Origin of the sequence: Streptomyces siamensis (assembly GCF_039543605.1) — a bacterium.
Lineage (GTDB): Bacteria > Actinomycetota > Actinomycetes > Streptomycetales > Streptomycetaceae > Streptomyces > Streptomyces siamensis.
Window position 1 is genome coordinate 546,397 of record NZ_BAABKB010000001.1, and the last position, 12,614, is coordinate 559,010.

A 12,614-nucleotide genomic window follows, 5' to 3' on the forward strand; every position below is an offset into this window, starting at 1 on the left:
GATGTACGACCCCACAGTCGCCCGGCTCACCTACCGTGGCCTGCTCGGCCGGCGCAGGGCCCTGATCCTGTGCGCCCTGCCCGTCCTGCTCATCGTGATCTCCGCCGCCGTGCGCGGCTTCACCGGCGCCGACGACCAGGTGGCCTCGGACGTGCTCGGCGGTTTCGCGCTCGCGACGATGGTGCCGATCATCGGCGTCATCGCGGGCACCGGCGCGATCGGCCCCGAGATCGACGACGGTTCGGTGGTGTATCTGCTGGCCAAGCCCCTCAAGCGGCCCACGATCATCTTCACCAAACTGATCGTCGCCATCGCCGTCACCATGGCGTTCTCGGCGGTGCCGACCTTCATCGCGGGCCTGATCCTGAACGGCAACGGCCAGCAGATCGCCGTCGCCTACACCGTCGCCGCGCTGGTCGCCTCGATCGCGTACGCCGCCCTGTTCCTGCTCCTGGGGACCGTGACCCGGCACGCGGTGGTCTTCGGACTCGTCTACGCCCTCGTCTGGGAGGCCCTCTTCGGGTCGCTGGTGTCCGGCGCGCGCACGCTGAGCGTCCAGCAGTGGGCACTCGCCGTGGGCCACAAGGTCACCGGCGGCGACCTCGTCACCTCCGACGTGGGACTGCCCACCGCGACGGTGCTGCTGATCGCGGTCACCGTGCTGGCCACCTGGTACGCGGGACAGCGGCTGCGGTCGCTGACGCTGGCCGGCGAGGAGTGAGCGGGTTCCACGCGCGCGTGCCGGCCGTCACGGTGCACGCGCGCGTGGAACCCCGCCGCGGCCGCCCGTTCACCGGGCGGCCTTTTCTTGACATCGGCTTCACCTGTGCCCGGGCACACTGGGCCGAGGGGATGCGTTGCTAGGAGGACGGGGATGTCCGCTGAGGAACTGAAAGGCGACGGGGAACCCGGGGACGTCTGGGACGACCTCGTCCTGGACGAGGACTTCATACGGTCCGCGGATACGGCCGAGCCCTCGGCCCGCGCCCGTATGCTGGCCGCCCGCTGGCGCCAGGGAGGGCCCGACCCGCAGCCCTGGCGGTCCGACGAGCCGCCCGCGGGATGGTTCTTCAGCAAGGCGCGCCGGCGCAGATGGCGCCGCCGCTGACCGCGGCTTCCGAGGGCCGCCGCGTCCGGGGCGCCACCGGGACAGGAGCCCTGAACCGGCACTGCGTGCGAGCCCCGTATTTATTCGGTGGCGTCCAAATCGGCTCCGGGGCACAGTAGTTGTGTCCACGCCGCCGCATCGAGCCGGCGCCATGTTCTGGGAGAGGAGCGCGACGATGTTCATCAGGAGCAGTTCGTCGAGCTCCCGACAGGGCAGCCCGCGGCGGGTTCCGGAGTAGTTACCCCTCCGTCGAACCCACCCCGCACGGGGGGCTGCCCGGGGCGGCCGCTTCGAGCGCGCGTCACGCGCGGGCCGCCCACCCGGAGGATTGGCCGAGAGGTAAGGCACCGGCTTGCTAAGCCGTGGTCGGGGTCGTCCCCGCGCGCGTTCGATCCGCGCACCCTCCGCAAGAACGCACCGGCCGACGGCCGCGAGCGCCCACCCCGCCGCGCAGCCCATGGCTCCGTGGCGCGGACCCCGCCCCCACCGCGCCAGGAGGGAGCCGGGACCGGACCGAGGCCGGGTCTAGCCCAGCAGGCGTTCCAGGACCACCGCGATGCCGTCCTCCTCGTTCGAGGACGTCACCTCGTCCGCGACGGCCTTGAGATCGTCGTGGGCGTTGGACATGGCCACCCCGTGCGCCGCCCAGGCGAACATCGGAATGTCGTTGGGCATGTCGCCGAAGGCGATCGTGTCGGCCGCCTTCATGCCGAGCCGGCGGGCCGCCAGGGACAGCCCGGTCGCCTTGGAGAGGCCGAGGGGCAGCAGTTCCACTATCCCCGCACCCGCCATCGTGACGCCCACCAGGCCGCCCGCGACCTGCGTGCCGACGGCGGCGAGCTCGTCGTCGGAGAGCGTCGGATGCTGGATGTACACCTTGTTCAGGGGAGCCGACCAGAGGTCCGCCGCGTCCCTGATCGGCACGGTCGTCAGCGGGCCGTCCTGCACCCGGTAGCCGGGGCCGACGACGACCTCGCCGTCGAGCCCGTCGCGGCTCGCGGCCAGCAGGAGCGGCCCGACCTCCGCCTCGATCTTGGCGAGCGCCAGACCGGCCAGCTGCCGGTCCAGCGTCACCGACGTGAGCAGCCGGCGCTCCCCCGCGTCGTACACCTGCGCGCCCTGGCCGCACACCGCGAGGCCCTCGTAGCCGAGGTCGTCGAGGATGTGCCGGGTCCAGGGCACCGCACGTCCGGTGACGACGATGTGGGCCGCGCCCGCCGCGGTCACCGCGGCGAGCGCCTCACGCGTGCGCCGGGAGACCGTCTCGTCGGCACGCAGCAGCGTGCCGTCGAGGTCGGTCGCCACGAGCTTGTACGGGAACGACCCGCTCGGTCCGTCCTGCTCGTGCGACGCCCGCGGCGCGGTCGAGCCGTGCGGCGCGGTCGAACCGGTCGCTCCAGATGTGCCGGTCACTTGGAGATCGGCTCCAGGACCTCGCGGCCGCCCAGGTACGGGCGCAGCACTTCCGGCACCCGGACGGAGCCGTCGGCGAGCTGGTGGTTCTCCAGGATCGCGACGATCGTGCGGGGGACGGCGCACAGCGTGCCGTTGAGCGTGGCGAGCGGCTGGACCTTCTTGCCGTCGCGCATGCGGACGGACAGGCGGCGGGCCTGGAAGCCGTCGCAGTTCGACGCCGAGGTCAGCTCGCGGTACTTGCCCTGCGTGGGGATCCACGCCTCGCAGTCGAACTTGCGGGACGCGGACGCGCCCAGGTCGCCCGACGCCACGTCGATGACCTGGAACGGCAGCTCAAGACCGGTCAGCCACTGCTTCTCCCAGTCCAGGAGGCGCTTGTGCTCGTTCTCCGCGTCCTCCGGGGCGACGTACGAGAACATCTCGACCTTGTCGAACTGGTGCACGCGGAAGATGCCGCGGGTGTCCTTGCCGTAGGTGCCGGCCTCGCGGCGGAAGCACGGCGAGAAGCCGGCGTAGCGCAGCGGCAGCTTGTCGGCGTCGAGGATCTCGTCCATGTGATACGCCGCGAGCGGGACCTCGGAGGTGCCGACCAGGTAGTAGTCGTCCTTCTCCAAGTGGTACACGTTCTCCGCGGCCTGGCCGAGGAAGCCGGTGCCCTCCATGGCGCGCGGGCGGACCAGCGCGGGCGTCAGCATCGGGGTGAAGCCGGCCTCGGTGGCCTGCGCGATCGCCGCGTTGACGAGGGCGAGCTCCAGGAGCGCGCCGACGCCGGTCAGGTAGTAGAAGCGCGAGCCGGACACCTTGGCGCCGCGCTCGACGTCGATGGCGCCCAGCGCCTCACCGAGCTCCAGGTGGTCCTTGGGCTCGAAGCCCTCGGCACCGAAGTCGCGGATGGTGCCGTGCGTCTCCAGGACGACGAAGTCCTCCTCGCCGCCGACCGGGACGTCGGGGTGCACCAGGTTGCCCAGCTGGAGGAGGAGCCGCTTGGCCTCCTCGTCGGCCTCGTGCTGCTCGACGTCCGCCGCCTTGACGTCGGCCTTGAGCTGCTCGGCCTTCTTCAGCAGCTCGGCGCGCTCGTCGGGGGAGGCCTTGGGGATCAGCTTGCCGAGCGCCTTCTGCTCGGAACGCAGCTCGTCGAAGCGGACGCCGGACGACCTGCGCCGCTCGTCGGCGGAGAGGAGGGAGTCGACGAGGGCGACGTCCTCTCCACGGGCGCGCTGGGAGGCGCGAACACGGTCGGGGTCCTCACGGAGCAGGCGAAGGTCAATCACCCCTCAAGGCTACCGGTGCGCGGTTCCGGCCAACGACTCGATATTCCGGTCCGCCGGTTCTGTGACGTTATGAGGGGAATGCCGGACTGAATCTTTTGATCATGAGCCGGCGTCAAGGAAAAGGGTCGTACTCCCTGAAAGGGGGCAGGTGGCGGCTCGTCGGTTGACCGGATTTCCTTGTGGCGACAGGGACTTGGTGCCTGGTTGTCCACAGGAATCCACAGCCCTCCAGAGTTATCCACAGGCTGTGCGGAAGATCTGTGGACTTCGGAAATGATCATTCCGAGGGGTGGACACGGCTTGAGGAATTCCCGGCTCAAACCCTGCGTACACGCACTTTCGGGTGTAAATGATTCGCTCCATAGAGTTGATCAATGGAAAAGGGTGGACGAAGGGTGACGTGCGGGGCTGTGGAAGAAGTTGGGGCCTGTAGGCCGATTTGTCGACGATGCAGTATTTCGTTGTCGACTTGTCCCCAGGTCGAGAAGCGCGCCTGTGGATAACATCTGTGGATGACGAAAATCTGCAGGTAGGACCAGTGATCAAAGGTGCACGGGCCGGTGGACAGGGATGACGCCGGGAGCGGGCAGGCCGTCGGGGACGAGCCGCCGGCCAGGGGTGGTCGGCTCCCGCGTGCCGAACCGGTGGAAATGAGCCGCACGGACTGTTCACGGCGTGTTCGGGCACGGTCCGTCCATTCGATTCCCGGCATCGGCCCACCGCCTTTGCCCGCCCTGGCCCGAACTTGCGCTCTCAGCCCCGGCCGCCCGCGGAACGGCCCCTTTCAGAAGCGGCCGTCCTGGCAGCGCGCCAGCCAGTCGGAAGCGGCGGAGAATTCGCTGTCCGAGGTCCCGGCCCGTGGCGCGCGTACGTCCTTGGGGTCGACTTCCGCCCGGGGGTACGAACCGAGGAAGCGCACCTGCGGGCAGACCCGCTTGAGCCCCATCAGCGCCTCCCCCACCCGCCGGTCGGAGATGTGGCCCTCGGCGTCGATGGCGAAGCAGTAGTTGCCGATGCCCTCACCGGTCGGCCGGGACTGCAGCAGCATCAGGTTGACGCCGCGCACCGCGAACTCCTGGAGGAGCTCCAGCAGGGCGCCGGGGTGGTCGTCGCGCTGCCAGATGACCACGGACGTCTTGTCCGCGCCGGTCGGTGCGGCGGGCCGGGCGGGCCTGCCCACCAGCACGAAGCGGGTCTGCGCGTTCTCCGCGTCGTGGATGCCGGTCTCCAGCGGCTCCAGGCCGTACTTGGCCGCCGCGAACTCGCCCGCGAAGGCCGCGTCGTACCTGCCTTCCTGGACCAGGCGCGCGCCGTCGGCGTTCGACGCGGCGGACTCCCACAGGGCGTCGGGCAGGTGCGTCCTGAGCCAGTTGCGTACCTGTGGCTGTGCGGCGGGGTGCGCGGTGACCGTCTTGATCTCCGACAGCTTCGTGCCGGGCCTGACCAGCAGGGCGAAGGTGATCGACAGCAGCACCTCGCGGTAGATCATCAGCGGGGCGCCCGCGACCAGCTCGTCGAGGGTCGTGGTGATGCCGCCCTCCACCGAGTTCTCGATCGGGACGAAGGCGGCCTCGGCCTCGCCGTTGCGGACGGCGTCCAGCGCGGCGGGAACCGACACCACCGGGACCAGTTCCCGGGTGGCAGCCTCCGGGAGCGTGCGCAGGGCGACTTCGGTGAAGGTGCCTTCGGGACCGAGATACGCGTAGCTGGCTGGCATGACCTCACCCTAATGGGCCTCGAACAACGGGGACGACGCGTGGGGAAACGGGACCCCCAGGCGTGACCGGCTACGAGGTGATCGGACGCCTCTGGAGGTGACCAGCCGCCCCAGGGGTGATCGGCCGCACCCAGGGGTGATCCGGGACTCCCAGGGGCGATCCGGGGGCCCGCCGGGGAGGTCAGCCCTCCAGCAGGCGCTGCCCCACGTACTCGCCCGTCGCCGCCCCGCCGGGCACCGCGAACAGGCCGCTCGACTCGTGGCGGACGAAGGTGGAGAGCGCGTCACCGCGGTCGAGCTTGCGCTGGACGGGCACGAAGCCGCGCAGCGGATCGGCCTGCCAGCAGACGAAGAGCAGGCCCGCGTCGGGCACCCCGTCCGTGTCGATGCCGTCGTGGAAGGAGAACGGGCGGCGCAGCATCGCGGCACCGCCGTTCTGGTCGGGCCGGGTGATCCTGGCGTGCGCGTTGATCGGCACGACGAGATTGCCGTCGGTGTCGGTCTTGTCCAGGTCCATCGGCGTGGTCTCGGTGCCGCCGCTGAGCGGGGCGCCGGTGGCCTTCTTCCGCCCTATGACGTCCTCCTGGGCCGTGGGAGAGAGCTTCTCCCAGTCGTCGAGGAGCATGCGGATACGGCGGACGACGGCATAGGAGCCGTTCGCCATCCAGGCCGGCTCGCCCGCGCCGGGCACGAAGACGCGCCGGTCGAAGTCGGACTCGGACGGCTTCGGGTTGCGGGTGCCGTCGATCTGCCCCATCAGGTTGCGAGCCGTCATGGGACGGCCGGTCGCGCCGGGCGAGCGGTTGAAGCCGTTCATCTGCCAGCGCACCCGGGCCGCGCTGCCCGCGTCCTTCTGGACGGCGCGCAGGGCGTGAAAGGCGACCAGGGCGTCGTTCGCTCCGATCTGCACCCACAGATCGCCGTTGCTGCGCGCCTTGTCGAGGTGGTCGGAGGAGAAGTCGGGCAGCGGGTCGAGCGCCACCGGACGCTGCTTCTCCAGGCCCGTACGTGCGAAGAAGCTGTGGCCGAAGCCGAAGGTGACCGTCAGGGAGGAGGGGCCGGCGTCGCGTGCGACATCCGTGTCGTCCTGGGCGGCAGGCTCGCCCGCCATCAGCCGCTGGGCGGTCGCCGACCAGCGGCGGAGCAGCGCGGCGGCCTCCTTGCGGCCCGCGCCCGCCGCCAGGTCGAAGGCGACGAGGTGGCCGCGTGCCTGGAGGGCGGTCGTGATGCCCGGCTGGTGTTTCCCGTGAAACATCACCGCGTCCGAGCCGACCGAGGTCAGCGGCGCGGTCGGCGCGCCGTTCTCGTCGTTCGGAGCGGCCGCGCATCCGGCGGCGCCCCCGGCCGCGCCCAGGGCGAGACCGGTGGCGCCGGCGGTGCCGAGCAGCTGACGTCGTGAGAAGCCGCCCTTGGTGGCGGCCTCGGGGGAGGAGACGGCGTCGGGAGTGGACTGGTCGGACATGGTGGGGTTCAGCCGATCTGCGCGTTCTTGTTCACGGTCGCCTGGTCGATGTCGGAGGTGCGCACGGTCACCGCGATCTTCCAGTCGCCCGCCATGGGGATCTGCACTCCGCTCGCCGACCAGTGTCCGGTGGCGATGCGGTCGGGGGTCACGGGCAGCGGGCCGATGTCCTTCGCGGCGAGGGTGAAGGCGACCTTCACCTCGGGGACGTCGAAGGCCTTGCCGTTGGGCCGCACCACGAAGACGTGCATCTCGTTGCCGCCGACGCGGGCCGGGTCGAGGGTGAGCTCCACGGTGCCCTTGCCGTCCTCGCCGCCGGTGTCGAACGGGATCTTCAGGGACAGCGGGCCCGAGCGCTGGGACGCGGAAGCGGTGGCCTGCTGGGCCGCCTCCTCCGTACGCCCGGGCTCGGTGGAGGTCAGCACGGTCGTGACCGCGAGCAGGACGACGGCGACACCCGCCTCCGCGAGCACCGAGCGACGCAGACCCGAGCGGTGCGGATCGGCGTCACGGAGGCGCTTGTCGCGCGCGGTGGCCACGGCCGCCCGCTGCCGGGCGAGCTGCGCGGCACGCCGGGAGTCCGCCGGGACCGTCTCCCGGGTCTCCTCGCGCTGTTCGGCCACGTCCTCGGCCGCGGAGCCTCGTTCCTCCGAGGCCGGCGCCTCGGACAGACGGCCGGTCCAGCGGCGTGAGATCCATGCGATGCCGACGAGGACCGCCACCAGAGCGATCTTGACGAGCAGCAGTTGGCCGTACCTCGTGCCGGTGAACGCGGACCAGGAACCGAGCTGGCGCCACGACTGGTAGATCCCGGTGGCGACCAGGGTCACGACGGCGCCGAACGCGAGGCGGGAGAAGCGGCGCACGGCCGCCGTCTCGATCGCGTCCTCGGCCGGAGCCCTGAACAGTGCCGTCAGCAGGGCCGACAGCCCGCCGAGCCATGCGGCGACGGCCAGCAGGTGCAGTACATCGACGGGCATCGCGATACCGGGCTGGAGGCCGGTCGACGCGTGCTCGGCCATCGCCCAGGTCGCGGCCAGGCCCGCCGCGACGACGGTGCCGCCGATCGCGAGGCCGAAGGTGAGGTCCTTCTTCTCGGCGGCTCGGTCCGCGGCCTCGGCGGCCCGGGCGGCCGCCACGGTGGCCTCGTCGTCGCCTCCGTCGGTCCCGTCGGTCCCGTCGGACGCCGGGGCCTCGGGCTCGTCCCGCTTGACGTACGCCCCGAAGAGCACCGCGATGAACAGCGCCGCGGCGGCGAGCAGCAGCAGCCGGGACACCAGGGCCGCGCCCGACTTGGTCTGGAGCACCTGACCCAGCAGGCTCAGATCGAAGATGTCGCCGATCTTGCCGGAGCCGACGTACGAGCCGCGCAGGAGCAGCAGCGCGAGCGTGGCGCCGGTGAGGGCGAGCCAGCCGGTGACGACGAGCCGCTGGACCGGCCGGACGCCGGCACCGCGCTGCCAGCAGGTCAGCACGAAGGCGGCTCCGCCGACCAGGAGAACGAAGCCCGCGTAGGAGACGTAGCGCGCGATGCCGTAGAGCACGCCGACGGTTCCGCCGCCCGCGCCCTGGTCGGACAGGGCGACGGAGGTCTGCGAGGGCGCGCCGACGGAGAAGGTGAAGGCGCCGGAGACGGGGTGGCTGTCCTCGGACACCACCTGGTAGGTGACGGTGAAGGTGCCGTCGGGCAGTCCCGAGTGCAGCTTCACGCCGTACGTGGTGCCGCTCAGGTTGGCCGCCCGGCCGGTGTCGACCCGCTTGCCCTTGGGGTCGAGCACGCGGAGCGAACCGTCGGACAGCGCGACCTTCTCGGAGAAGGTGAGCGACACCTGGGTGGGCGCCTGGTCGACCACCGACCCCTGCTTCGGGTCGCTCCCGGTCAGCGCGGCGTGCGCGGAGGCAGGCGCGGCCCCGGCCAGGAGCGCGCCGGTGACGGCGAGGAACAGCAGCAGGAGGGTCCGGAAACGGGGGGCGATGGTCTGCGTCAAGGTGGTCGCTCCCTCAGTGCCCGGTCTTCGGTGTGTACGTCGCGGACTTCACCGGCATGGATATCTTCACTGTGCCGGATTTGGCGAAGTGGAGTTCCACGGCCACGCTCTCGCCCTGCTCCGGCTTGCGGGTGAGCTTCTCGAACATGAGGTGGTTGCCGCCGCTCGCGAAGTTCAGCGTGCCCTTCGCGGGCACGGCGAACGACTTCTCCTCCTCCATCGCCCCGCCCTGCGTGGAGTGCAGTGTGACGTCGGCCGACAGGCTGCTGGTGACCGAGGTCAGGGTGTCGGCGCCACCGGTGTTGCTGACGGTGAAGAAGCCGGCCGCCATGGTCGCCATGCTCGGGGCGGGCATGTAGGCGCCGGTGACCTTCAGCGCGGGCCTGCCCGCCGAGGAACCGCCGTCGTCCGAGCCGCAGCCCGCGAGTGCGGCCGTGGTGGCCACGAGGACCGCGCACACGGCGAGCGGACGCGGGACCCGGCCGGGACGGCTCACGGGTTCTCCCCCTTGATGAGCTTGGGCAGGTCCTTGGTGTAGTCGTCCACGGTGGCGTCCTCGCCGTACAGCACGTAGCCGCCGTCGGTCTTCGGCGAGAACGCGACGACCTGGGTGCCGTGCACGGAGACGAGCTTGCCGTTCTTGTCCTTCGACGTCGGCTCGATGGAGATGCCCAGAGTGCGCGCGCCGGCCTGGATCGTGGCGAAGTCGCCGGTGAGGCCGACGAAGTCGGAGTCGATGCCCTTGAGCCAGGTACCGAGGGCGGCGGGGGTGTCGCGGCCCGGATCGGTGGTGACGAAGACGACGCGGAGCTTGTCCTGTTCGGCCTTGGGCAGCTGCTTCTTGGCGACGGCCAGATTGTTCATCGTCAGCGGGCAGACGTCGGGGCAGTGCGTGTAGCCGAAGTACACGAGCGTCGGCCGGCCCTTGGTCAGGGCGCGCAGGTCGTACTTCTTGCCGTGCGTGTCGGTGAGCACGAGGTCCGGCTTCTCGAACGGCTTGTCGAGGATCGTCGCCGCCTTGGCGGAGCCGGTCTCGGCGGACACGTCGGCGACGGGCTTGTTGCCGTCGTCGCCGCTGCCGCAGGCGGAGAGGGTCAGGGTGGCGGCGGCGAACAGGGCGGCCACGGCATACGTCTTCTTGCGCATAGAAAAATGTCCCAGATGTGTGCGCTCCGGCGCGCACCGGGGGTCGTACGGGGCCCGAAGCCCAGGTCGTACGACGTCCCGGTGCGCACCGAAGGGATGAGCCTCGGTACCGCGCGCTGCCTCAGGCGGCGCGGCGGCGGCCGGCGAGCACGCCGTACCCCACGCCCGCCACGCCGACGACGATGCCGACGATGCCGAGCACGCGCGCGGTGGTGTCGCTGCTGTCGGACGACGCCTCGGTGGTCTTCTCGGACTCCGCCTTCGCGTCGGACGAGTGCGACGCGTCGGAGGCGTCCTCGGCGTCGGCGGAGCCGTGGTGACCGCCCTCGGACGCGGCGGAGAGCGCGAGCACCGGGGCCGGGTTCTCGGGCTCCTCCTGGCCTTCCTGCTGCGGCTCGATCCAGCGCACGACCTCCTTGTTGGAGTACGTCTGGACGGCCTTGAAGACCAGTTCGTCGGTGTCCTCGGGCAGCGCGCCGATCGAGAGCGGGAACTTCTGGAAGAAGCCCGGCTCGACGCCCTTGCCGGTGGCGGTCCAGGTGACCTTGGTGACGGCCTCGTCGATCTTTTGGCCGTGCACGGTCAGCGGCTTGTCCAGCTTGGACTTGGTGACCTTCACGTCCCAGCCGTCCAGCTTCTGCGGCATGACCGAGGCGAGCGGGTGGTCGGCCGGGAAGGTGACCTCGAGCTTGGTGGTCGAGGCGTTGTCGCGCTCGTTGGGGACCTTGAAGTTCACGACCGCGTAGTCGCCCTTGGCGGCCGTGCCCTCGGGCTGAACGCTGACGTGCGCGAAGGCGGGGACCGACAGGGTGAGGACGGCCGAGGCGGCGAGGGCAGCGGCGGCGGCGATACGGGAAGGCTTCATAGCAGGGGACACTCCACTTTCAGTCCGTTGGCAAAGGGGTGCGCGTGCGCGACGGGCACGCGCGCGTGCCGCACGACGGCGTGGCCCCTTGGCGGAGTGACGCGTCGTGTCAGGCGGCGAGGACGAGCGCGGTGGAGGACGGCGGTCCGCGCCGGACGACGGTGTGCTGGAGTGCGCTCGCCTGCGGCTCCAGGGGCGCGAGCAGCGCGGTGCGCGGTGCGCGGACCGCGTCGGGCGCTCCCGGAAGACCCGCGCGCAGGGCGCGTACCAGCGCGAACGCGGACCGCAGGGACCGTACGAGTGCCGTCTCCGCGACCCCGTGGGCGGACAGCCGCATGAGACGCAGCAGCGCCAAGTCCCCGCGGCGCAGCACCCATCCCGCGGCGACGGCCGCGAGGACGTGGCCGAGCAGCATCGGCAGGGAGGGCAGGACCGACATCGATGAGCCGGCCGCGGCCGCCATGGCGTCCGCCGGATGGTGCATGGACGGGCTCATGCCGGTCGTCGTGCCCGTGTCGATCCGCGCCTCGGCGAGGATCCGCTGCGCCTGTGCCGGACTGATCGCCGCCGCGGCCGTGCCGCACACGAGGCGCGCGGCCCGCTCGACGAGCGAGGCGTCGGACATGGGCATGCCCGACATGGCGTCCGTGGACGTCGCGCCGCTGTGCTGGCCGAGTCCGAACAGCGTGTGCAGCGCGGTCTGTCCGGCCGCGAGGACCGCGGCGATGCCCGGGAGCGACCGCTCGCGTCCCGCCAGCGCGGCGGCGACCGCGAAGACCGCGAGGAAGCCGGCCCCGAGTGTCCACAGGGGGACCGAGGCACAGGAGGCGAGACCATGACCGGCCGCGGCCAGCGCGACGCAGACCGCGGCGAACACCGCGGCCCTGAGCATCCGGAGGTCGAGTCCGGAGCGTGCCGAGCGCTTGTGGGGGGCAGTCATGGCGGGCTCATCATCCCACTGGCCCGGCTCGTCCCGTACGGCAGGTCCGCTAGGTGGTGTTCGACCGTTAGGTCACCTTGTGCGGGGCCTTGGGTGCACATACACCGATGCTCGGCACCCGCGCATCCGCCGTATGGGCGGCATCACCTCGGGCAGGCGATTGCGTGCGCGTGCTTGCGGCAATACGTAACGGTATGTCGAGCCGCGGCCGGGAGGCTGGAGCATGAGCATCTGGTGGTCACTCCATCTGCGGCGCGAAGCTGCGAGCGTTCCGCTCGCGAGACGCCTGCTGCTCGGCACGATGGAGAGCGCGGGAGTCGACCCGGACATCTCGTACGACCTCTCCGTCGCCCTCACCGAGGCCTGTGCCAATGCCGTCGAGCACGGTGGCGGCACCGCGAACGGCCCCTCCTCCGAGGCCTACCGGGTGACCGCCTACCTCGACGGCGAGCGGTGCCGCATCGAAGTCGCCGACTCGGGCCCGGGTTTCCCCGGCGGCCGTGCCCGTCCTCCGATCCGTCCGGCGCGCGGCGACAGCGAGCACGGGCGGGGGCTGTGCCTGATCCATGAACTCGCGGACCACGTCCAGATCGACAGCAGCCCCGGCAGGGGCGGCGCCGTCGTCAGCTTCGACAAGATCCTCAAGTGGAAGAAGGACCCCTCTTTGCTGACGGCGTAGCGCTGGGCGCGGAGGAGCGGGG

Annotated in this window: 12 protein-coding genes and 1 tRNA gene; 4 read left to right on the forward strand and 9 right to left on the reverse strand. The window is 71.2% G+C overall.

What is annotated here, in order from left to right; all coding sequences use genetic code 11:
- The first annotated feature begins 1 nt into the window (after window position 1).
- The 3 genes from ABEB03_RS02395 (at window position 2) to ABEB03_RS02405 (ending at window position 1,515) form a co-directional block, all read left to right on the forward strand.
- Window positions 2-721, forward strand: a complete 720-nt coding sequence (locus tag ABEB03_RS02395) for an ABC transporter permease (protein ID WP_028804040.1) — start codon at window positions 2-4, stop codon at window positions 719-721.
- 153 nt (window positions 722-874) lie between these two features.
- A complete protein-coding gene (locus ABEB03_RS02400; protein WP_028804039.1) occupies window positions 875-1,108 on the forward strand; it encodes an SGM_3592 family protein in 234 nt (77 codons plus the stop codon).
- Window positions 1,109-1,430: 322 nt separating this feature from the next.
- Window positions 1,431-1,515, forward strand: a tRNA-Ser gene (locus ABEB03_RS02405).
- Window positions 1,516-1,633: 118 nt separating this feature from the next.
- Here ABEB03_RS02405 and ABEB03_RS02410 read toward each other — a convergent pair.
- From ABEB03_RS02410 to ABEB03_RS02450, 9 genes are all read right to left on the reverse strand, one after another.
- Complete coding sequence (locus tag ABEB03_RS02410) at window positions 1,634-2,413, reverse strand: HAD family hydrolase (RefSeq protein ID WP_345640617.1); 780 nt, start codon at window positions 2,411-2,413, stop codon at window positions 1,634-1,636.
- Between the two features lie 104 nt (window positions 2,414-2,517).
- Complete coding sequence (gene serS / locus ABEB03_RS02415; RefSeq protein WP_345640344.1) at window positions 2,518-3,795, reverse strand: serine--tRNA ligase; 1,278 nt, start codon at window positions 3,793-3,795, stop codon at window positions 2,518-2,520.
- Window positions 3,796-4,579: 784 nt separating this feature from the next.
- On the reverse strand, window positions 4,580-5,512 hold the full coding sequence (gene pheA, locus ABEB03_RS02420) for a prephenate dehydratase (protein ID WP_345640347.1): 933 nt from the start codon (window positions 5,510-5,512) through the stop codon (window positions 4,580-4,582).
- 181 nt (window positions 5,513-5,693) lie between these two features.
- Window positions 5,694-6,974 (reverse strand): iron uptake transporter deferrochelatase/peroxidase subunit, encoded by a 1,281-nt coding sequence (gene efeB, locus ABEB03_RS02425; RefSeq protein ID WP_345640350.1) that lies wholly within the window; start codon window positions 6,972-6,974, stop codon window positions 5,694-5,696.
- 8 nt (window positions 6,975-6,982) lie between these two features.
- A complete protein-coding gene (locus ABEB03_RS02430) occupies window positions 6,983-8,962 on the reverse strand; it encodes a copper resistance CopC/CopD family protein (protein WP_345640353.1) in 1,980 nt (659 codons plus the stop codon).
- A gap of 13 nt (window positions 8,963-8,975) precedes the next feature.
- Window positions 8,976-9,458 (reverse strand): copper chaperone PCu(A)C, encoded by a 483-nt coding sequence (locus tag ABEB03_RS02435; protein WP_345640356.1) that lies wholly within the window; start codon window positions 9,456-9,458, stop codon window positions 8,976-8,978.
- Window positions 9,455-10,108, reverse strand: coding sequence for an SCO family protein (locus ABEB03_RS02440; protein WP_345640359.1), 654 nt, complete (start codon window positions 10,106-10,108; stop codon window positions 9,455-9,457). Before ABEB03_RS02440 ends, ABEB03_RS02435 begins: the two co-directional genes overlap by 4 nt.
- 121 nt (window positions 10,109-10,229) lie before the next feature.
- Window positions 10,230-10,973, reverse strand: a complete 744-nt coding sequence (locus tag ABEB03_RS02445; protein WP_345640361.1) for a YcnI family copper-binding membrane protein — start codon at window positions 10,971-10,973, stop codon at window positions 10,230-10,232.
- Window positions 10,974-11,082: 109 nt separating this feature from the next.
- Entirely contained in the window at window positions 11,083-11,913 is an 831-nt protein-coding gene (locus ABEB03_RS02450; protein ID WP_345640363.1) for a hypothetical protein, read from the reverse strand.
- A 223-nt stretch (window positions 11,914-12,136) separates the two neighbouring features.
- On the opposite strand from ABEB03_RS02450, the gene ABEB03_RS02455 reads away from it, so the two are divergent.
- Window positions 12,137-12,592, forward strand: a complete 456-nt coding sequence (locus ABEB03_RS02455) for an ATP-binding protein (protein WP_345640366.1) — start codon at window positions 12,137-12,139, stop codon at window positions 12,590-12,592.
- Window positions 12,593-12,614 lie beyond the last annotated feature (22 nt).

Coding starts and splice junctions, on each gene's coding strand:
- ABEB03_RS02395 (WP_028804040.1), top strand. CDS start 2: ATGTACGACCCCACAGTCGCCCGGCTCACCTACCGTGGCCTGCTCGGC.
- ABEB03_RS02400 (WP_028804039.1), top strand. CDS start 875: ATGTCCGCTGAGGAACTGAAAGGCGACGGGGAACCCGGGGACGTCTGG.
- pheA (WP_345640347.1), bottom strand. CDS start 5,512: ATGCCAGCCAGCTACGCGTATCTCGGTCCCGAAGGCACCTTCACCGAA.
- efeB (WP_345640350.1), bottom strand. CDS start 6,974: ATGTCCGACCAGTCCACTCCCGACGCCGTCTCCTCCCCCGAGGCCGCC.
- ABEB03_RS02440 (WP_345640359.1), bottom strand. CDS start 10,108: ATGCGCAAGAAGACGTATGCCGTGGCCGCCCTGTTCGCCGCCGCCACC.
- ABEB03_RS02445 (WP_345640361.1), bottom strand. CDS start 10,973: ATGAAGCCTTCCCGTATCGCCGCCGCCGCTGCCCTCGCCGCCTCGGCC.
- ABEB03_RS02450 (WP_345640363.1), bottom strand. CDS start 11,913: ATGACTGCCCCCCACAAGCGCTCGGCACGCTCCGGACTCGACCTCCGG.
- ABEB03_RS02455 (WP_345640366.1), top strand. CDS start 12,137: ATGAGCATCTGGTGGTCACTCCATCTGCGGCGCGAAGCTGCGAGCGTT.